Raw genomic sequence first — 18,807 nt, 5'->3', positions numbered from 1 at the left:
GGCTGCCCCCGCCAATAGTGCGGCTGGCAGCAGCGCTGCTCCGCGTATGGTATTTTTTAGTAGTTGGCCCATCTGGCCCCTCCTTCGTCACGAGACTGCAGAGCTCGGGACCCCCCGTGCTCTCCCAGAACCGATATGATTGTGAGCTTGAGGGAATGTCGCACCACCATGGGGGCAGACCGGTTTTTCAGGTAAGGCATGGTCAAAGCATGGGCAGTGATGCGGCGAATCGCCTAAATCTCCATCATCGCTGGACGATTGGCAGGAGGGCACTTAGCTAAAGACCATGACCAAAACAGCTGCTCAGTCTGACCGCGTGTATGACCTTGCCATTGTGGGGGCCGGACCGGTCGGCACCACACTGGCCATTCTGGCCGCGCAACGGGGCTTTTCTGTAATACTTGTTGACGCTCGGGACCCGAATGCTCCGGTACGCAAGGACACCCGGAGCTTTGCCATCGTACGCGGCAGCTGGCGGCTGCTGGACGCGGCAGGTGTGACCAACGCAATGCGCGGATCAACCGAGCCTTTGAACGGACTGGAAGCGATCGACGGCGGAACCCACTGGTTCGGCGTGCCTGGAGTGCTGTTTGGCAATGACGACCTGCCGGATGATCCCGATGGCCAGCCCCTTGGACAGATGGTTCCGGCCGCTGACCTTCAGGCCGCCTTGGACGATGCCTGCGAGAAGGCGGGTGAAATAGAGTGGGTGCAGGGCAAGCTGTTCGAGTCGATGGAGATCGGTCCCGCGGGTGCTAGCCTGACTCTCTCTGATGGGCGCAAAATCCACGCCCGGCTGGTTGCTGCATGTGATGGGATGAAATCATCCGTGCGAAGCGCCGTCGGGATCCAGACCGAAGGGCATGATTACAATCAGTCCGTCTTCGCCGCCAATGTGAAGCTGGACCGCCCTCATGAAGGCATTGCGCGCCAGCTGTTCACGCCGGAGGGGCCTTTTGCGACCCTGCCGATGCCGGACAATCGGGCGAATCTCGCCTGGTACATGAAACGCGGCGCGGCCGAAGCCATCGCGGCCATGTCAGTCGAGGACATCAATGCCGAACTGAATGCGCGCTTTGCAGATTTTGCGGGCCCCATGGAGATCGACGGACCGTATTCGGCCTATCCACTCGTCATGCAGCTGGCAACGCGCATGGTTGGCCCGCGTACAGCGCTCGTGGGCGATGCGGCGCACCGGATCAATCCGCTCGCCGGGCAAGGACTGAATCTCGGCTTCAAGGATGTCGGCGCGCTGATTGATGTTATGTACGACGCTCGCGACGTCGGCCTTGATCCGGGATCGGATGTCAGCCTAGAGCGCTACGAAAAATGGCGCCGGTTTGATGCGACCGCAGCGGCGATGTTCATGGATGGAATCGACCGGGCCTTTACCAATGACAGCAATCTGCTGAAGCCTCTGCGGGGCTTGGCCCTGACACTGGCGCAACGGGTGACACCACTCAGGCGAGCCATGGCCCGCCAGGCCAGCGCGGACCAGGATCACCTGCCAAGCCTGATGCGTTAGGTTGGCACGGCCAGTTCCCGCAGAAATTTCCACGTATACAGCCCGGAATCATGTCCGTCAGAGAATCGGATGCGCACGGCATAGCGCCCGACCGGTTCGGCGCCGAGCACGGAGATATCGTCCGGCACCGGCGGCTGGGGAGGGCGTGGACCGCTGCCATGGCCGCGAACCTCCGCTGACGGGCTTTCCTCGCGCAGGCGTTTGTAGCCGATGACTCCGGATACGCCGTCGTCGAATTCGATAAATAATTCCTGTGCGGATTTCCGGAAAGCCAGACGAGCAGGCCAGGATGGATCGCTCATGCGCCGGGCTCATCGTGAGGAGCGGTTTCGTCCAGATCGCGCGCCTCATCCGCCAGCATGATCGAGGCCAGCCGCGCCTTTGGCGAGACCAGCTCGTCGGCGGCGCGGTCATAGCTCAACGGCTGGCGGCTGACCGGGCAAATCAGGATTTCCAGCAAGCGAGGATCAACCCCGGACGGGCCCTTGCGCGGCGCGCCAATTTCTTTCCCGGTATCTTCAGACATGAACGCCCCTATTGCAGCGTGCCGCCATCCTGGCCGGACACATCCATTTCCAGAAGGGTGATGAGCGTTTCCGCGCGATCTTTCAAGGTGGGCGCCTCAACGAGCGCCTGCTTCTCCATCACGGAGAATGGACATCCCGAGCAAAGCGCGTTCACCAGGGTTTCGAGCGGGGCTTCTTCCACTGCAGACCAGTCCGTCGCCATATCGTGTGTCTCGGTATAGTCGTGCAACGCACCGACGAGACGCTTGCGGTCCGGCAAGCGCGCAGGCGGGACATCTTTCAGGTCTTCGGCATAGGGCGTCCAATCGGGCGTCACCTGCCGATAGGGCGTCATCACCGAAAGCTCATTGGAGACATCAAACCGCGCAATTCCCGACAGCGTGATCAGATATCGACCATCCCCTGTTTCAGACCAGGCCGTAATACGTCCCGCGCACCCTGTTTGCGCAATATCCGGCTTGGCTCGTGTGCCCCCGATAGTCTGGACCATGCCGATCATGCGGTCGCCCTGAATGACATCATCAATCATGTTGAGGTAACGCGGTTCGAAAATGTTCAGCGGCAACTGCCAGCGCGGAAACAGGAGTGCGCCGGGCAGGGGGAAGATCGCCAGCTGTTCCGGCAGTTCGGAAATACGCGTGAAGCTCGGCTGGGTCATCGAATTGCGTCTCTTTCTGGATCGGCCTGAAAAGAGATGTGGAGCGAATGCTCCCTCAGGCAAACATCAGCGATGCAAGACGACGGCGACCGCTGACGGTTGCCGGGTCTGTCGCCCCTGCCGCCTCAAACATCTGTAGCAGCTTTTCCTTGGCCTTGCCTTCGCTCCAGTCGAGCTTGTGTCCGAGAATGATCAGCAGATGATCAATCGCATCCCCGAACCGGCCAGCCGCGCCATACTTCTCTGCCAACTCGAACCGCGTGTCATGATCATCGGGATTGGCAAGGACGGCTGAAAGCGCCGCTTCGAATTCGTCTGGTTCTGCCGCCGAATCGCCCATCATTTCAATGGCGGTGCGGACGCCTTTGACGGCGCTGTCATTCTGTTTGTCCTCGGGGATCATATCGAGCGTCGCTGTGGCGCGTTCCTTGTCGCCATTGGCGAGGTAACAGCGAGCGAGCCCGGCGATCGCTGTGACGTTTTCTGGCTCCTGCTGAATGACAGCCGCATAGATCTGCGCCGCTGTGCCAATGTCTCCCGCCTGGCTAGCAGCTTCAGCCTGTTCCAATGCCTCGGCAATCATCTTGCCGGCATCGGTTCCGCTCAGCAGCTTCTCGACGAACGCATTGATCTGGCTTTCCGGCAGTGCGCCCATGAAGGCATCGACCGGGCGGCCCTTGTCGAACGCATAGACGGCCGGAATGGAACGTACGCCAAGCTGCCCGGCATAGGCCGGGTTTTCATCAATATTGATCTTGACCAGCTTGACCTGGCCATTGCGGGACTCGACCGCCTTTTCGATGATCGGCCCAAGCGTCCGGCACGGTCCGCACCACGGCGCCCAGAAATCCACGATTACGGGCTGTTGCTCGGACGCCTCCACAACATCGGCCATGAAATCCTGGTCGGTTGTGTCTTTGGTATGAAGCGAAGCCATTTCAGTCATGTGAGCGTGTTCCTTGAATATCTGCAGGGAACATGGGCTGGAGACCCGCTTTTCGCAAGGCGCGGTCCTGACACCAAACAGGCTGTGCGCGTTCATCTGGCAGTCAATCTGGACATGCGATTGGGTGAAGCTGAATGCGGTGCAACGAAAAGCGACGAAAATACCTTTTTCGCGCCCTGTTTCTGCAAGCCTGTCGCGCTTAAGTGTAGGTCCATTGGTCAACGAATCGAGGAGACCGCACAATGTTGAATTTCCTGGCAAGTCTTGGCGCAATCACCGCGATCGCCACGTCCCCCTTCGCAATGGGCCTGCAGGTCACCGATACCGCAGCCCCTGCTCCGCAAGTCGCTCAGCCTGCTGGCCTGACAGACAAACAACGCGCCGACCTGCTGGAACGTGCCTCGGCCGCGCTGGCCGCTGTGGAGACCGCAAGCGGTACGTTTAAACAACTTGCGCCTGACTATACTGAATCGACTGGACGGTTCGCCCTTTCGCGACCTGGCAAGGTGCGGTTTGAATATGACGCCCCAAGCCCGCTTCTCGTCGTGAGCGATGGAGCGACTGTGGCGCTTCAGGATTCCGAACTGGAAACCACGGATCGCGTCCCCCTCGGCACGACCCCGCTCGCCCTGTTGCTGGATGACGACATCGATTTTGCCACCGAAGCCGACGTGCTCGACGTGCAAAACCGCAATGGTCGGGTCGAAATCACACTGCGGGACAAGTCCGGTGAAATGGACGGCACGCTGACCTTGCTGTTGATGGAAAGCGATATGTCGCTGACCGGCTGGCGAACAATGGATAGCGGCGGAAACCTCACCTCCGTGCAACTGACGAATGTCGAATCCGGCAAGCGCCTGAACCCGCGCCTCTTCGTAATGAAGGATTTTGACGACAATTGAGGTCGGATTTGATCGCTCGCGCCGGAAAACTGGACCCCTGACGACACAGCCAAGCAGATAACACAATTGTCACTTGAATTTTATTGTGAGAGTGACATCTTTGCAACTGCGGACGACGCAGCTACCCCGCGCAGCAATTGACCCCCCGCTGCGACCAGATGCGTTGTCACCGTCGGAGCCTTCCCCTCCCGACGAGACGTGCAAAGCAAGCGTCTGACGCGTCCGAGCTTCCCCGCGCTCGGGCGCGTTGACGTTTCTGGAAACACTGTTACGCAGCCTGCATGTCAAATTCACTCAAGATCGTCAGCTGGAACATCAATTCGGTCCGCCTGCGCGCCCCCAATGTGGAAGCCTTCGTCGCCGCTGAGCAGCCGGACGTAATCTGTCTGCAGGAAACCAAATGCCAGGACGGGGAATTTCCCGAAAAAGCCTTCCGTGAAATGGGCCTGCCTCATCTCGTTCTGAACGGCCAAAAAGGCGGTCATCACGGTGTGGCCATTGCCTCGCGCCTGCCGATCGAACGTATAGAGGCGCCAGATCTGTGCCGACATGGCCATTCCCGTGTGATCGCGGCGAAAGTCGCAGGCGTAGAAATCCACAATATCTACCTGCCTGCTGGCGGCGATGAGCCGAATGCAGACACGAACGACAAGTTCGCCCACAAGCTGGATTTCCTTGAGCGGCTAGGGCCGGCCTACAAAAAGCAGAGCAAGACGCCGCGCGTGTTGGTCGGCGACCTCAATGTCGCACCGCACGAAAATGACGTCTGGTCACACAAGCAGATGTTGAAGATCATTTCACACACGCCGGGCGAGACAGAACGCTTGGAAGATTCGCGCAATCAGGCAAAGTTTGCTGACATCGGCCGACTAGCCGTTGAGGACCATCAGAAACTGTATTCCTGGTGGAGCTATCGCGCGAAAGACTGGGCCAAGAGCAATCGGGGCCGCAGATTAGACCATATCTGGATGAACCCTGCTGCCCTGCCGGACACCCAGCTGGACACATACCGCGTCCATCTTGCCTGGCGCGGCGGCTGGAAACCCTCAGATCACGCGCCCATCAGCGTTGAGATGAAAGTCTAGGGCTGAAGGCGGTATCCGCCGGCATCTGTCAGCAACAGGCGCGCGTGTGCCGGATCAGGCTCCACCTTCTGACGCAGGCGGTAGATATGGGTTTCCAGCGTATGCGTGGTGACCGTCGCATTGTAGCCCCAGACCTCTGACAGCAACTCGTCCCGTGCGACCGGCTTGCCTTGTGCGCGGTAGAGATATTTCAGGATGTTGGTTTCTTTCTCCGTCAGTCGCACCTTGCGACCGTCCTCGGTTACAAGCAGCTTCATCGACGGGCGGAATTCGTAAGGCCCAACCTGGAAGGTCGCGTCTTCAGACTGTTCGAAACTGCGCAGGTGCGCACGTACCCGAGCCAATAGAACAGAGAATTTGAACGGCTTGGTCACGTAGTCATTCGCGCCGGATTCGAGGCCGAGAATCGTATCTGCATCGCCGTCTTGCCCGGTCAGCATGATGATCGGAGCGCGCACGCCCTTTTGCCGCATCTGCTTGCAGGCTTCGCGGCCATCCATGTCCGGCATATCGACATCGAGCAGGATAAGGTCAATTCGTTCGGCCAGCGCCTGAGTGATGCCTTCATTCGCGTTGGCGGCCTGCAATGTGGTGAAGCCATCGTGCAGGTCGAATTGCTCGGCGAGCGCTTCGCGCAGGTCCTGGTCATCATCAACCAGCAGGATCGTCTTGTTGCCTGTCACGGGCGTCTCCTAAATTTCGGTCGTCGCTGTGTATTGCGGCTGCTGTCAAATGGCATATGACTTTGCCTAACGTGCAATCACAAGTGTGGGAGCAGTCCGTGAGCATGAAATTCACCGCGACGCAAACCGGCAAGTTTGCCGGGCCAGGCTTTACCGCCCGGTGCGTCCTGGGCAAAGGCGGCGTGGTGAAGGCATCGCAAAAGCGTGAGGGCGACGGGGCCTCTCCGGCTGGCACATGGCCGGTGCGGAACGTCTACTTCAGGCCGGACCGTCTGGACCCGCCTGTCACCAGCCTCCCCCTGGTGCCGTTGAAGCCGTATGATGGTTGGTGCGATGCGCCGGATCACCGCCTCTACAACCGGCCCGTATCCCTGCCATTTTCGGCTAGCCATGAAAAATTATGGCGCGACGACCATGTCTACGATGTGATCGTCGAACTTGGTTACAATGATGATCCGGTCGAACCGGGGCATGGCAGCGCGATCTTCATGCATCTGGCACGGCCGAATTTCGAGCCGACCGAGGGCTGCATTGCGCTCGAACGGAATGACTTGCTGATATTGCTGGAATTGATGGCACCGGGCGCCGAAATTGAAATCTCTTTCTAGGCAGAAGGGTCACGTGCGCCAAACAGAGCCGACCCAACGCGCACATGCGTCGCTCCAAAGCGCGCAGCAATGTCATAGTCTGCGCTCATGCCCATGGAGAGTTGGCGGAGTTCGAGACGTTTGGCGATCTTGGCCAGCAAGGCAAAGTGCGGACCGGCCGGTTCATCGACCGGAGGAATGCACATCAGCCCAATCACATCCAGCCCTTGCTCCCGCGCCACGCGGAGCAGCGCTTCGACGTCTCTTGGTGCAACCCCGGCCTTCTGCGGCTCTTCGCCGGTATTCACCTGAATCAGGTAACTCCGCTTCAAGCCGGACTTCTGTTCGGCCTTCGCAAGTTCGCGGCAAAGTTTTGGCCGGTCGAGTGTCTCGATGACGTGAAACAGGTTTACCGCGTCTTCGGACTTGTTCGATTGCAAAGGTCCAATCAGCCGCAATTCCAGATCCGGATAATCCGCGCGGCGCGTTTCCCAATGGTGGAAAGCTTCCTGTACGCGGTTTTCTCCGAAAACGCGGTGACCCGCCGCGAGGATCTCTTCCAATGCCGCATCGGATTGGGTTTTCGTCACAGCCACAAGCATGGGCGGTGTTTCAGCAATAGCAGCAAGATCGCCGAGGATCTCGGCGCGGCGCTTGGCAATTCCGGGGAAGTCCGTATCAGTCATCTTGATGGCGCAGAAACCCCAAGACGACCCGAGACGCAAGCTGATCTCTGCGGCGAGACGCTCGCGGCGGCATTTGCCATCCTGGTTGCCACCCGCCCTTTTCCTGACCGATCCGCAACGCACACCGGACCCGGTTTCGGTTGCAGAAAACCTTCCCGCAGGCTGGGGCATTCTTTACCGTCACTTCGGGGCACGGCACGGTGTATGGCAGGCGCGCCAACTTGCAGACATAGCAAACAAGCGCGGGCTCGCCTTGATCGTCTCGGCTGATCCGGACCTGGCAATTGAAGTTGGAGCTGCGGGCGTGCATTGGCCATATGCCCGACGACACGAGGCGCGCAAGTGGCGTCACCGGTTCGACCTGATGAGCGTAAGCGCTCATGGCCGCGCTGAATTGCAAAAGATTGATGCACGCGTCTTCGATGCAGCCCTGGTGTCTACGGTGTTCCCATCCAATAGCCCCTCAGCCACGGCGCCCATGGGCCCATACACATTACGCTGCCTGTCGCGGCAAAGCGCTCTACCAATCTACGGGTTGGGCGGTATCAATTCGCGCAATGCCGCCAGCATAAGTGATGCAGCAGGTCTGGCAGCGATTGAGGGAATAAGGGACCCGTTCAGATCCTAGAATTTGAAGGCGGACTTCAGCCGGATACCCGCTTCAACTTCGCGAGATTCCCATGTGGACGTGTCGTTCAACTCGTCGGTGCCAACGCTGACTTCACCGCCAACCGAGAACCGCGGGGTAATTCTGAAGGTCGCACCCGCCTGCATTTCTTCACGCGGCAGCGGCGAAAGATCGGTACGGGAGACCTTGTCGAGGTTCAGTTGCCAGCGGGCATTGCCGCCAAACTGCATCGAGAATTCCCGGTCCGGCTGGGCTTGCCAGACAGGTTCCGCACTAGCGGGTTTGGCCTGAGCGAATTGACGGTACCACTCGGACTGCGCGGCGGAGGTTTCAGATATGCTGGGCGTTGCCATTTCCATGGAGGGTGCAGGCACGTCATCTTGCGCCGCAGCTGGCAGAGCCAGCGCGGTTAACGCGATCACGAAAGTTGCAAAGCCCAGCTTCATCAATATTACCTCTGCTCCCAGAAATAGTCGGAGGGGCGGGTAAAGAGAAGATTAAGAATCTGAAAGACCCCCTATTCTAGTCCGATAGTGTGATTTCTATCACAATCCCCTCAGGAGAATTTTTGCCCGCTAAAACGCCAAATGCGTTAGATGGCGACAGGTTCAGGCTATTCTCGGCGTATCCGAGGGTCAATTTTGCATGTTTTGTGACATTTCGCGAGACGCCCAATTTCCATGCATCTCCCTCCAAGCCTGTCAGTTCATCTTCCGCGAATCCGTATTCGGCCCCTATCAGGTAATCGCCCACCGACTTGGTCAGTCCTGCAGTCCACGCTTCGTAGTCGCCATCCGCCTCAATGCCATTGTCAGAGATGAGCCAGGTCGCACCAACGGATATCGTGTCGAATTCCGCTTTTGTCCCTAGTGACCAGGTTGTGACACGGTCATATATTGGCGATGCGTAGGGTGGCGTCTCAATCTCTGCCGTACTCGCTGCAAGGGACCCACTCAGCCTTACGCCTTCGCTGCGCAACAGGCGCGAGACATTGATGGCCCCTTCAACCGCATTGGTGATTGTAACGGGCGCAGCGCCAGGCAGATTACGGTCAGCATCCCGGTCGAGGCCGCGGACATCCGCCTTGGGCGTGATACTGACACCCGCGCGCACTCCCACCAGGCGAGGTGTCGCGTAAGAAAGCTTCACCGACGGCCCGATCAGATCATGTTGCGTCGTTACCATGTCCAACCCTGTTGGGTCCAACACCTGACGGCCGCTGGCCAGCGTATCGAAAACGGAGGGCGCGCTTTCCTGAAACCGTGCCGCGACGCCCAGGTCCCGCCCCAGCCGGAGCTGCCCATAGCCACCTTCGACATATATGTAAGCCGTTTCAATTTCGGCTCGGGTTTCGGTATCATTTGGCGGCACGCCGACTGCCAGCCCAGTGAACGCGCCCTGCAACCCCAGACCGCTCCCCTCCATACCGACCGGTACACCGCTGAATCCGGCCCGTTGGGAGTGGTCCTTCTGAAGTTCAGCCCGACCGGCAGCGCCGATTTCAAGGCCGCTATCCAGGATTCGATTGGTCGATACGCCAGCCCAGGTACGCGCCAGAATTTGCTCGTCAGCCTCCGGCATCATTACCAGACTGGCACCCAGATCGGTTTCGGTTTCCCATGGATTCCAGTCGTCCTCCCATTGCGCATGCGCGGCGGGGCCGGCAAGCGCCAAAGCGAGAACGGAGATTTGGGCGAATTTCATACCGGTCCTCCATGGGGGCGACACGCAGATCAGCACTGGCGAGCCCGTAAACCCCTTGTTATACAAACCGCCGTCAACAAGGTCTTGCACTCAGGAACTTTCTTCATGGTCAAATATGTTTTCTCTGCGGCGATTGCCGGCATGCTGATGGTTTCAGGCTGCCAGTCCAAATCGGGCGGCAACGCCGAAGCCCGCGTGATCCAGCAAAATATCGGCAGCGTGAATCCATATCTCTGGCGCGCCTCGCTCGACACGTTCGATGATCTTCCGGTGGCGACGGCCGACCCTATCGGTGGCCTGATCACGTATGACTGGAAGGCATATGCCGCCGCGCCAAACGAACGCGTCAAAGTCACAGTCTACATCCTAGATACGCGTTTGCGTGCAGATGGCGTGAAGGTTTCCGTGTTCCGTCAGGAAAAGAGTGAAGCCGGCGAGTGGACCGATGCTGTCGTTGATCCGGAAACCGCGCTCCAGCTTGAGAACAAAATCCTGGATCGGGCGCGACTGCTGAAGAACTCCCAGCTGGGCTAAGCTCCGGCTGAACCACTAATCCGGAAAGGTCAGGGGCATGGCGACCCGTTACGATCCGCAAATCGCGGAACAAAAATGGCGTGCAGCTTGGGAAAAGGCCGCACTCTTCAACGCAAAATCACCAGCCGAGGCGGGCGATGCGCCCAAGGCTTATGTGCTGGAGATGTTCCCGTACCCATCCGGACGGCTGCATATGGGCCATGTGCGCAACTATGCGATGGGCGATGTCGTTGCGCGTCACAAGCGCGCCAAGGGCTATAATGTGCTGCACCCAATGGGGTGGGACGCGTTCGGCATGCCGGCCGAGAACGCCGCCATGGAGCGCAATGTTCATCCGGGCGAATGGACCTATCAGAACATCGCCTCGATGAAGGCCCAGTTCTCGAAGCTCGGCCTGTCGCTCGACTGGAGCCGGGAATTCGCGACCTGCGACCCGGAATATTATGGCGCCCAGCAGGGTCTGTTCCTGAAATTCCTAGAAAAGGGCCTCGTCTATCGCAAGGCCTCGAAAGTGAACTGGGACCCGGTCGACAATACGGTTCTGGCCAATGAACAGGTCATCGACGGGCGTGGCTGGCGTTCGGGCGCGCTGGTGGAACAGCGCGAGCTTACCCAGTGGTTTTTCCGCATTACCGACTATGCCGAAGACCTGCTGACCGAAGTGCAGAAGCTGGAGCGCTGGCCTGAAAAAGTTCGCACCATGCAGGCGAACTGGATCGGCCGGTCGGAAGGGCTCCAAATGCGGTTCGAATTCGATGGCACCGCGCCATCTGGATTTGGCGAAGGCATCGAGATCTTCACGACCCGCCCGGACACGTTGTTCGGCGCGAGTTTCATTGCCCTGTCACCAGATCACCCGCTGACCGTCCAAATGGCGGAGCAATCGGATGAGCTGAAAGCGTTCCGCGCAAGATGCGCACAGATCGGCACCAGCGAAGAAGCCATCGAAAAGGCCGAAAAGCTTGGCTTCGATACCGGCCTGACCGTCAAACACCCTTTCGACGACACGAAGACCCTGCCCGTATGGGTTGCGAACTTCGTGCTGATGGGGTACGGCACCGGCGCGATTTTTGGCTGCCCGGCGCATGACCAGCGCGATATCGATTTTGCCCGGAAATACGGCCTGAGCGTCACGCCCGTTGTCCTGCCGCCGGAAGCGGATGCAAGCACATTCGATGTTGAAGACGAGGCCTATACCGGCCCCGGCAGCATCTTCAATTCGGATTTCCTGAACGGCTTGGCAATCGACGACGCCAAGCGGGCCGCGATCGCGAAAATCGAATCCATGGGGCTTGGCGAAGGCAAGGTGAACTACCGCTTGCGGGACTGGGGCGTCTCGCGCCAGCGCTATTGGGGATGCCCGATTCCGGTCATTCATTGCGAGAGCTGTGGGATCGTGCCCGTGCCAGAAGCGGACCTCCCGGTAAAACTGCCGGAAGAAGTATCCTTCGATAAGCCAGGCAATCCGCTTGAGCGGCACCCGAGCTGGAAGCATGTTGACTGCCCGACCTGTGGCAATGCCGCCCGCCGCGAGACAGACACGCTGGACACGTTCGTCGACAGCTCCTGGTACTATTCCCGCTTTGCCAGCACGAACGATCTTGAAGAACGCGCTTACTGGATGCCGGTCGACCAATATGTTGGCGGCGTTGAGCATGCGGTGCTTCACCTGCTCTATGCGCGCTTCATCGCCAAGGCGATGCGCGATGTCGGCCTGTTGGACCTGCCGAATGGAGAGCCGTTTGCCGGTCTTTTCACGCAAGGCATGGTGACGCACGAGACCTACAAGTCTGCGGCCGGAAAGTGGCTGGAGCCGTCGGACGTACAGCGTGACGGGGACACCTGGATCGAAACAGCCACCGGCGCCATCGCGACCGCTGGACCAATCGAGAAAATGTCCAAGTCGAAGAAGAACACGGTCGATCCGGACGCGATCATCAGTCAGTTCGGTGCAGATGTAGCGCGCTGGTTCGTTTTGTCAGATTCCCCGCCTGAGCGGGACGTTGAGTGGACGCAGTCCGGGGTTGAAGGTGCATCGCGGTTTGCCCAGCGCCTGTGGAGCGTATTCGATGCACTCCCGGAGGAGACCAGTATTGTGCCCGGCGATGATGCTGCGTCGATTGCGCTACGCAAGGCAAACCACAAGGCCGTCGCTTCAATAGACAAGGCGATCGAGGAATTCCGCTTTAACTCCGCAGTGGCCAGCATCCATGAATGGGTTACCGCATTGAAGAAGGCAGAGTCTGGTGGCGAGACCATTCTCGGAGCGCGTATCGAAGGCGCCTCCATGCTGGCCCGCTGCGTGACACCGTTCATGCCCCATCTTGCAGAAGCCTGCTGGGAACGACTTGGACAACCTGCCTTCGTATCCTCAGCGCCTTGGCCCGTGGCAGACCCCAGCCTGCTGGCGGATGATGAGGTCACAATGGCAGTTCAGGTGAATGGAAAGCGCCGCGCCGAAATCACCGTACCAAAGAGCATGGACAAGGATTCCGTCGAAGCCGTTGCAAAAGCCCATGCGGATGTAGCCAGCTTCATTGAGGGCAAGTCCGTGAAGAAAACCATTGTCGTCCCCGGCCGCATCGTGAATATCGTGGTGGCATGAAACAGTTCTTCGCTCTTGTCGCCTTCGCCCTCATAGCCGGGTGCGGATTCAAACCGGTCTATGCGACGGGCGCGGGCGCCAATTATGGCGGCGCCATCACGGTCGAGAAGATTGATGGTCGGTCGGGTTACATCCTGCGCCGGGCCCTTCAGGAAGAGCTTGCGATTGGACTTCCAAATATTACCGAAACGGCTTCGCTACAGATCACCCTTGATGAAGATTTGACCCGGTTGGCATTCGAGCAGGATGGCGCAGCCTCCCGGTCCAATGTGACAGCGTTCGGCCAGTATACGCTGACACGGCCACAGGGCGTGATACGCGGCGCGAGTAAAAGTGAGGTCAGCTTTGGAGTCCCGAGCAGCACGTTCGGCGATATTTCCGCGCAGAAGACGGCCTCGGAGCGCGCTATGCGGTTGCTCGCGAAAAACATCGTGGACGACCTGCGGCGCAAATTGTCGGTTGAATAATGTTGGTCAACGGCAAACAGGCGAGTGATTTTGCTCGCAAGCCCAAACCATCCGTCTGGGCTGTGCTGGCCTTTGGCGAAGATTCCGGCCTTGCCTCCGATGCCGCGATTTCCCTGATCAAAGCCTGGACGCCGCAAGGCGCCAATATGGATGTCACCACGCTGGACGATGACTCCGTCAAGAAAGACCCATCACTGCTCTTTGACGGACTCGAAGCGGTCTCCCTGCTGGGAGATCCCCGCGTCATCCGCGTTCGGACAAGTGGCGACAAGATTGCGGCTCTGTTGATAGAAGCCATTCAGAAAGGTGACTCTCAGGAAGGCTATTATTCCGCCCGTTTGATAATTGAAGCTGGCGGCCTGCAAAAGCGCTCGAAACTGCGCGCCGCGGCAGAAACGGCCCAACTTACCGCTTGTCTGCAATTGTTTGCCGACGAAGCGGGCGATATCGAAAAAAGGGTTCAGGATGCGCTGAAGTCCGAAAGTGTCCAGATCACCCCCGAAGCGCTCGCACTGTTTGTGGGCGATTTGCCGGGCCATCGCAATCTGGCCAACTCGGAAATCGAGAAGCTCGCCCTCTATGCGCGCGGTCTGGGGCGACCGCTTGATGTGGATGATGTCCGTTCGTTGTCCGCGACCGATGTGGACCACAATCTTTTAGCCGCCATTCGCGCAGCGCTTGATGGCAAACCGGCACTCGTCCATTCCACGCTCGACCGACTGGCTGTTGCGGGCACGAGCGGAATTTCCATCCTGCGTTCGCTTCAGTTCGAAACCATGCGCATGCTGGACGCTCAGTCTCGGCTGGCTTCCGGCCAGTCCAATCCCGGTATGAAACTCAGGCCCCCCGTCTGGCAGAGCGAGTGGGGCCTGTTCAGCGCGCGCCTCCGGAAGTGGCCGACCAAGCGTCTGATGCGGGTGATGGAACGGATCTATGAAGCAGAACAGCAGGCGAAGTCGGGCTCAGGTAGCGCTGACCCAGTAATACGTATACTGATGAATGAAATTGCACGCGCCGCCGAAATGGCGAGCTGACATCTAGAGAACGTTGCGCTTGGCAGTCAGCCGTCTGCAAACATCGTCGAGTTGTTCTAGGTCGCGATACTTGATGCGAAGCTCGCCGCCATTCTTGCCGTGGCGGATGTCTACATCCAGTCCGATGGACCGGGAGAGATCCGCCTCGAGGGCTTCGGTGTCGACGTCCTTTTCCTCCGGCTTGAGCCGGGCGGATTTGGTTTCAACGGGCGTGTCTTCGCGAGCGGCCTTGGCATGTGCTTCGACCTCGCGAACCGTCAGGCCCTTCTCAACGGCAAGCTCCACCAGCGCTTCCGGATCGGGCGCGCCCAGCGCCGCGCGAGCGTGTCCGGCCGTGATCTTGCCATCGCGAACATATTCTCGGGCGCCATCCGGCAGTTGCAGCAAGCGCAGGGTGTTTGTGATGTGCACCCTACTTTTGCCAACGCTTGTCGCAAGACTGTCCTGGGTCCGACCGAAGCGCTTCATCAGCGCCTCATAGGCTTCAGCTTCTTCAATTGGGTTGAGGTCTGCGCGCTGAACATTCTCGATGATGCCGATCTCGAGTAGTTCCAACTCGTCGGTATCCCGTACGACGGCGGGAATACTGGTCAGACCGGCCAGCTTGGCGGCTCGCCACCGACGCTCCCCCGCTATGATCTGATACTCGTTCTTTTCCTTGGGATCCGGACGGACCAGAATGGGCTGGAGAACGCCCTTGGATTTCAGGGATTCAGCGAGTTCCTGAAGTGCCGCCTCGTCGAAGGTCCGGCGAGGCTGTTTCGGATTTCGGCGAATCTTGTCGATGGCGATTTCGTTGGAGGTGCCCTTACTCCCACCTGCAGTGCGTGCTTCAGGCGGAGAGACGGCCTCCACTTCCCCAATCAGGGAAGACAGGCCGCGTCCAAGACGGGAAGGTTTGCTCTTTGTATCGTCGCTCATATGGGTCAGGCCGCGCGGGCTTTCTCTCTTTGAAGGACTTCGGATGCGAGACGGATATAGGCCTCGCTACCTGGACAGCGATAGTCATACAACAAGGCCGGCTTGCCGAAAGATGGCGCTTCGGAGAGGCGCACATTTCGCGGTATGACCGTATTGTAGACCTTGGCGCCAAAGAAGGCTCGCACTTCGTCGGCGACCTGGTCGGACAGATTGTTTCGCCGGTCATACATGGTCAGGACGACGCCCTGGATTTCGAGATTGGGATTGAGGCCAGAGCGCACAACTTCCACCGTGCGAAGCAATTGGCTAAGGCCCTCCAGCGCCAGGAACTCACACTGTAGCGGAACCAGAAGTGCGTCGGCGGCTGTCATCGCGTTCAAAGTGAGCGAGGACAGCGATGGCGGGCAATCAATCAGAATATAGTCATACTGGACCAGTCCGCCCTGGACAGACCGCTGAACATAATCATGCAGCGCGTCGCGCAATTTGTAGGACCGGTGAGAGTCATTGGCCAGTTCGGTTTCTACACCAGAGAGGTTTTCATCGCCCGGAACAATGTCAAGACGCGGCACAATCGTTGACAGAACCGCTTCTTCCAGCGGGATCCGGTCCACGACAACATCATAGGATGTCTGATGCCGGTCCTGGCGCTCAATACCCAGCCCTGTGGAGGCATTGCCCTGCGCATCGAAATCGACAATCAGGACGCGCCGGCCCACAGCCGCCAACGCCGTACCGAGATTTATGGACGTCGTTGTCTTCCCGACCCCGCCCTTTTGGTTCACGACTGCAAAGATTCTAGGTTTACCGCTGACCACGCTTGAGCTCCCTCACGATCAAAATCACGCCTGACCCACCAGTGCGACTTGGAATCGCCTCATAGGCGAAGTTCCATCTTTGTTGGGCGTCCGTCAATTCTTCTTTCCAGCGTTCGCCCTTTAGAAAAACCCCTGTTACACCGTTTTCCATCCAGGGAGCGGCGTAGTCGAGCAGTTTTGGAAGGGGCGCAAACGCCCGCGCAGTGATAATATCCGCGGTGGAATTCGGCGCAGCCTCAATCCGTCCCTGATAAACCGACGCATTGAGACCAGCATCGTCGATAGCTGCGCGGAGAAAGGCGCATTTCTTCCCGACGGTTTCCATCATGGTCACATGACTCTGTGGCCGGGCCGCAGAAATGATCAGTCCGGGAAATCCCGCGCCGGAACCCAGATCGACGATCCGCGTTGTTTCCGGAATAAATGGCAAAATCTGATAGGAATCGGCTACATGGCGACTCCATATCTGCGGCCACTCACGCGGTCCAATCAGATTGGAGCGTTGCCGCCACGCGTCGAGAGTTAAGATCACGGCGTCCAATCTTTCCGATGTTTCACGTGAAACATCGAATTCGGCCAGAAAGGCCGCGCGATCTTCGGAATTCATCATGAGTGTTAACCAGCTTTCTTCCGGCGCTTAACATATCCCAAAAGGGCCGTTAGAGCGCCCGGTGTCACGCCTTCGATACGTCCGGCCTGACCCAAAGTGGAAGGACGGACCGATTCCAGTTTCTGGCGAACCTCATTCGAGAGACCGCCAATTCCCGAATAATCGAGATCTGCCGGGATCATCAGATCTTCGTCGCGACGCAAAGCGGCGACATCTTCTGCCTGGCGTTCCAAATAGGAAGAGTAAAGGGCTTCAATCTCGACCTGTGTCCCGATCTCGTCGGAGATGTCTGATACTTCCGGCCAAATGGCGGACAGAGCATTGAGATCGATCTCCTTGTAGGAGAGATATTCCCATGCCGTCCTGACGCGGCCATCCTGATTGACCGCCCATCCGGCTTGAGCCGCTTTTGCGGGCGACAAGGTCAGTGTCTTCAGAAGTTGGCGGGCAGATTCAAGCGCTCGGTGTTTCACGTGAAACACGTCTGCCCGGTCTGACCCGACGCATCCGGCGGCAATACCTTTTTCGGTGAGACGCTGGTCGGCATTATCGGCGCGTAGTGCCAACCGATATTCGGCGCGCGATGTAAACATCCGATAGGGTTCCGTCACGCCGCGCGTCACGAGGTCATCGATGAGGACGCCAATATATGCCTCCGCGCGATCAAATATAATCGGATCTTTTCCGCCCGTGGCGCGCGCCGCATTCAAGCCCGCAACGAGACCTTGCGCGCCCGCTTCTTCATATCCGGTTGTGCCATTGATCTGCCCGGCGAGATACAGGCCTGGAAGCGCATGCACCTCAAGTGCGGACGAAAGCGCACGTGGATCGACGTAATCGTATTCGATTGCATAGGCATGTTGGATGATCTTGGCATTCTCGAGCCCGGGAATGGTTCGAAGGAACCGCTCCTGAATATCCTCTGGAAGCGATGTCGAAATGCCATTTGGATAAACGGTGTGATCGTCGAGACCTTCCGGTTCCAGGAAGATCTGATGACTATCCTTGTCGGCGAACCGGTGAACCTTGTCCTCGATAGACGGGCAATAACGCGGACCTCGGCCAGCAATCGCGCCGGAATAGACGGCCGATTGCTCAATATTCTCGGCAATGATCGCGTGGGTTTCCGGCGTCGTCCAGGTGATGCCGCATTTGACCTGCGGCACCGTAATCTCATCGGTCAGATACGAAAACGGAATCGGCTGCTCATCGGCGGGCTGCATTTCAAGACGATCCCAGGCGATCGTCCGGCCATCCAGCCGTGCCGGCGTACCAGTCTTCAAACGCCCCATCGGGAGACCAAGCCCATAGAGCCGGTCCGACAGGCCAATCGCAGGGACCTCGCCGACACGACCGGCAGGGATACGTTTCGCACCTATATGGATGATGCCTTTCAGGAAGGTGCCTGTGGTGATCACGACAGAAGCCGCACGATAAATCTCGCCCTTCAGACCAATCACGCCCGCCACGTGATTGTCCTCCACGATCAGGTCTTCGGCGCCATCCTCAATGATGGTCAGGTTTGGATGGTCCGCAAGTTCCGCCTGCATGGCATCGCGGTAAAGCTTTCGGTCGATCTGGGCGCGGGGGCCCCAGACAGCCGGACCCTTGGACCGGTTGAGCATACGGAACTGGATACCGGCCTTGTCTGCCAGCCGTCCCATGAGGCCGTCCAGCGCATCGATCTCTCTCACGAGGTGACCCTTGCCGAGGCCGCCAATTGCCGGATTACAGCTCATCTCTCCGATGGTTGCGCGCTTGTGTGTGACCAGAGCGGTGCGTGCGCCTGTCCGCGCCGCGGCCGCGGCCGCTTCGCAGCCGGCATGACCGCCGCCTACCACTATCACATCAAACTGTTTCATCTCGCTCATGGCGCTACTTCGGATC

Annotated in this window: 21 protein-coding genes; 9 read left to right on the top strand and 12 right to left on the bottom strand. The window is 58.7% G+C overall.

Annotated features, from left to right (window positions below; all coding sequences use genetic code 11):
* Positions 1-286: 286 nt before the first annotated feature.
* The gene (locus tag L53_RS05775; protein ID WP_051607643.1) at positions 287-1,525 is read left to right on the top strand and encodes an FAD-dependent monooxygenase; all 1,239 of its coding nucleotides are present in this window, start codon (positions 287-289) and stop codon (positions 1,523-1,525) included.
* Here the strand turns inward: L53_RS05775 and L53_RS05770 are convergent.
* From L53_RS05770 to trxA, 4 genes are read right to left on the bottom strand one after another with little or no spacing between them, the layout of a single operon-like run.
* Positions 1,522-1,827 (bottom strand): gamma-butyrobetaine hydroxylase-like domain-containing protein, encoded by a 306-nt coding sequence (locus L53_RS05770; RefSeq protein ID WP_034813095.1) that lies wholly within the window; start codon positions 1,825-1,827, stop codon positions 1,522-1,524. The genes L53_RS05775 and L53_RS05770 overlap by 4 nt on opposite strands.
* A complete protein-coding gene (locus tag L53_RS05765) occupies positions 1,824-2,051 on the bottom strand; it encodes a Trm112 family protein (protein WP_051607642.1) in 228 nt (75 codons plus the stop codon). Before L53_RS05765 ends, L53_RS05770 begins: the two co-directional genes overlap by 4 nt.
* Positions 2,052-2,059: 8 nt before the next feature.
* Complete coding sequence (locus L53_RS05760; protein WP_034813092.1) at positions 2,060-2,710, bottom strand: LON peptidase substrate-binding domain-containing protein; 651 nt, start codon at positions 2,708-2,710, stop codon at positions 2,060-2,062.
* A 55-nt stretch (positions 2,711-2,765) separates the two neighbouring features.
* Positions 2,766-3,656, bottom strand: coding sequence for a thioredoxin (trxA, locus tag L53_RS05755; RefSeq protein WP_034813090.1), 891 nt, complete (start codon positions 3,654-3,656; stop codon positions 2,766-2,768).
* Positions 3,657-3,898: 242 nt separating this feature from the next.
* On the opposite strand from trxA, the gene L53_RS05745 reads away from it, so the two are divergent.
* Together L53_RS05745 and L53_RS05740 are read left to right on the top strand one after the other, a co-directional pair.
* Complete coding sequence (locus L53_RS05745) at positions 3,899-4,558, top strand: outer membrane lipoprotein carrier protein LolA (protein ID WP_034813086.1); 660 nt, start codon at positions 3,899-3,901, stop codon at positions 4,556-4,558.
* A 281-nt stretch (positions 4,559-4,839) separates the two neighbouring features.
* The gene (locus L53_RS05740) at positions 4,840-5,643 is read left to right on the top strand and encodes an exodeoxyribonuclease III (protein ID WP_034813084.1); all 804 of its coding nucleotides are present in this window, start codon (positions 4,840-4,842) and stop codon (positions 5,641-5,643) included.
* Here the strand turns inward: L53_RS05740 and L53_RS05735 are convergent.
* On the bottom strand, positions 5,640-6,326 hold the full coding sequence (locus tag L53_RS05735; protein WP_034813081.1) for a response regulator transcription factor: 687 nt from the start codon (positions 6,324-6,326) through the stop codon (positions 5,640-5,642). The genes L53_RS05740 and L53_RS05735 overlap by 4 nt on opposite strands.
* Before the next feature lie 104 nt (positions 6,327-6,430).
* Between L53_RS05735 and L53_RS05730 the strand changes: the two genes are divergently transcribed.
* Entirely contained in the window at positions 6,431-6,934 is a 504-nt protein-coding gene (locus L53_RS05730) for a L,D-transpeptidase (protein ID WP_034813079.1), read from the top strand.
* Here L53_RS05730 and L53_RS05725 read toward each other — a convergent pair.
* A complete protein-coding gene (locus L53_RS05725) occupies positions 6,931-7,599 on the bottom strand; it encodes a YggS family pyridoxal phosphate-dependent enzyme (RefSeq protein WP_034813076.1) in 669 nt (222 codons plus the stop codon). The two genes, L53_RS05730 and L53_RS05725, sit on opposite strands and share 4 nt — an antisense overlap.
* 4 nt (positions 7,600-7,603) lie before the next feature.
* Between L53_RS05725 and L53_RS05720 the strand changes: the two genes are divergently transcribed.
* Positions 7,604-8,227, top strand: coding sequence for a thiamine phosphate synthase (locus L53_RS05720; protein ID WP_051607641.1), 624 nt, complete (start codon positions 7,604-7,606; stop codon positions 8,225-8,227).
* On the opposite strand, the gene L53_RS05715 is transcribed toward L53_RS05720, so the two are convergent.
* Together L53_RS05715 and L53_RS05710 are read right to left on the bottom strand one after the other, a co-directional pair.
* Entirely contained in the window at positions 8,224-8,673 is a 450-nt protein-coding gene (locus L53_RS05715) for an NtrZ family periplasmic regulatory protein (RefSeq protein WP_034813074.1), read from the bottom strand. The two genes, L53_RS05720 and L53_RS05715, sit on opposite strands and share 4 nt — an antisense overlap.
* A gap of 76 nt (positions 8,674-8,749) precedes the next feature.
* The gene (locus L53_RS05710; RefSeq protein ID WP_034813071.1) at positions 8,750-9,931 is read right to left on the bottom strand and encodes a porin; all 1,182 of its coding nucleotides are present in this window, start codon (positions 9,929-9,931) and stop codon (positions 8,750-8,752) included.
* A gap of 105 nt (positions 9,932-10,036) precedes the next feature.
* Here L53_RS05710 and L53_RS05705 point away from each other — a divergent pair, with 105 nt between their 5' ends.
* The 4 genes from L53_RS05705 to holA are packed head-to-tail and all read left to right on the top strand — an operon-like array spanning position 10,037 to position 14,571.
* Complete coding sequence (locus L53_RS05705) at positions 10,037-10,465, top strand: DUF3576 domain-containing protein (protein WP_034813069.1); 429 nt, start codon at positions 10,037-10,039, stop codon at positions 10,463-10,465.
* 37 nt (positions 10,466-10,502) lie between these two features.
* The gene (leuS, locus tag L53_RS05700) at positions 10,503-13,070 is read left to right on the top strand and encodes a leucine--tRNA ligase (RefSeq protein WP_034813067.1); all 2,568 of its coding nucleotides are present in this window, start codon (positions 10,503-10,505) and stop codon (positions 13,068-13,070) included.
* Entirely contained in the window at positions 13,067-13,537 is a 471-nt protein-coding gene (gene lptE / locus L53_RS05695) for an LPS assembly lipoprotein LptE (protein ID WP_034813065.1), read from the top strand. The genes leuS and lptE overlap by 4 nt, the downstream gene beginning before the upstream one ends.
* Entirely contained in the window at positions 13,537-14,571 is a 1,035-nt protein-coding gene (gene holA / locus L53_RS16270; RefSeq protein WP_051607640.1) for a DNA polymerase III subunit delta, read from the top strand. The genes lptE and holA overlap by 1 nt, the downstream gene beginning before the upstream one ends.
* Positions 14,572-14,574: 3 nt before the next feature.
* Here the strand turns inward: holA and L53_RS05685 are convergent, their stop codons facing one another.
* The 4 genes from L53_RS05685 to mnmG are packed head-to-tail and all read right to left on the bottom strand — an operon-like array spanning position 14,575 to position 18,791.
* The gene (locus L53_RS05685; protein WP_034813063.1) at positions 14,575-15,492 is read right to left on the bottom strand and encodes a ParB/RepB/Spo0J family partition protein; all 918 of its coding nucleotides are present in this window, start codon (positions 15,490-15,492) and stop codon (positions 14,575-14,577) included.
* A gap of 5 nt (positions 15,493-15,497) precedes the next feature.
* A complete protein-coding gene (locus L53_RS05680) occupies positions 15,498-16,310 on the bottom strand; it encodes a ParA family protein (RefSeq protein ID WP_034813061.1) in 813 nt (270 codons plus the stop codon).
* Complete coding sequence (rsmG, locus tag L53_RS05675; protein WP_051607639.1) at positions 16,297-16,920, bottom strand: 16S rRNA (guanine(527)-N(7))-methyltransferase RsmG; 624 nt, start codon at positions 16,918-16,920, stop codon at positions 16,297-16,299. Before rsmG ends, L53_RS05680 begins: the two co-directional genes overlap by 14 nt.
* 5 nt (positions 16,921-16,925) lie before the next feature.
* Entirely contained in the window at positions 16,926-18,791 is a 1,866-nt protein-coding gene (gene mnmG, locus L53_RS05670) for a tRNA uridine-5-carboxymethylaminomethyl(34) synthesis enzyme MnmG (RefSeq protein ID WP_034813058.1), read from the bottom strand.
* Positions 18,792-18,807: the final 16 nt, after the last annotated feature.

It is taken from the genome of Hyphomonas sp. L-53-1-40, assembly GCF_000682775.1.
Taxonomy (GTDB): Bacteria; Pseudomonadota; Alphaproteobacteria; order Caulobacterales; family Hyphomonadaceae; genus Hyphomonas.
Note: the sequence above shows the minus strand (reverse complement) of the source record. Positions and strands in the feature narration are given on the sequence as shown.

Coding starts and splice junctions, on each gene's coding strand:
- L53_RS05725 (WP_034813076.1), bottom strand. CDS start 7,599: ATGACTGATACGGACTTCCCCGGAATTGCCAAGCGCCGCGCCGAGATC.
- L53_RS05745 (WP_034813086.1), top strand. CDS start 3,899: ATGTTGAATTTCCTGGCAAGTCTTGGCGCAATCACCGCGATCGCCACG.
- L53_RS05715 (WP_034813074.1), bottom strand. CDS start 8,673: ATGAAGCTGGGCTTTGCAACTTTCGTGATCGCGTTAACCGCGCTGGCT.
- holA (WP_051607640.1), top strand. CDS start 13,537: ATGTTGGTCAACGGCAAACAGGCGAGTGATTTTGCTCGCAAGCCCAAA.
- L53_RS05720 (WP_051607641.1), top strand. CDS start 7,604: ATGGCGCAGAAACCCCAAGACGACCCGAGACGCAAGCTGATCTCTGCG.
- L53_RS05740 (WP_034813084.1), top strand. CDS start 4,840: ATGTCAAATTCACTCAAGATCGTCAGCTGGAACATCAATTCGGTCCGC.
- L53_RS05770 (WP_034813095.1), bottom strand. CDS start 1,827: ATGAGCGATCCATCCTGGCCTGCTCGTCTGGCTTTCCGGAAATCCGCA.
- L53_RS05765 (WP_051607642.1), bottom strand. CDS start 2,051: ATGTCTGAAGATACCGGGAAAGAAATTGGCGCGCCGCGCAAGGGCCCG.
- L53_RS05730 (WP_034813079.1), top strand. CDS start 6,431: ATGAAATTCACCGCGACGCAAACCGGCAAGTTTGCCGGGCCAGGCTTT.
- L53_RS05710 (WP_034813071.1), bottom strand. CDS start 9,931: ATGAAATTCGCCCAAATCTCCGTTCTCGCTTTGGCGCTTGCCGGCCCC.
- rsmG (WP_051607639.1), bottom strand. CDS start 16,920: ATGATGAATTCCGAAGATCGCGCGGCCTTTCTGGCCGAATTCGATGTT.
- leuS (WP_034813067.1), top strand. CDS start 10,503: ATGGCGACCCGTTACGATCCGCAAATCGCGGAACAAAAATGGCGTGCA.
- L53_RS05705 (WP_034813069.1), top strand. CDS start 10,037: ATGGTCAAATATGTTTTCTCTGCGGCGATTGCCGGCATGCTGATGGTT.
- L53_RS05775 (WP_051607643.1), top strand. CDS start 287: ATGACCAAAACAGCTGCTCAGTCTGACCGCGTGTATGACCTTGCCATT.
- L53_RS05760 (WP_034813092.1), bottom strand. CDS start 2,710: ATGACCCAGCCGAGCTTCACGCGTATTTCCGAACTGCCGGAACAGCTG.
- mnmG (WP_034813058.1), bottom strand. CDS start 18,791: ATGAGCGAGATGAAACAGTTTGATGTGATAGTGGTAGGCGGCGGTCAT.
- trxA (WP_034813090.1), bottom strand. CDS start 3,656: ATGACTGAAATGGCTTCGCTTCATACCAAAGACACAACCGACCAGGAT.
- L53_RS05685 (WP_034813063.1), bottom strand. CDS start 15,492: ATGAGCGACGATACAAAGAGCAAACCTTCCCGTCTTGGACGCGGCCTG.
- lptE (WP_034813065.1), top strand. CDS start 13,067: ATGAAACAGTTCTTCGCTCTTGTCGCCTTCGCCCTCATAGCCGGGTGC.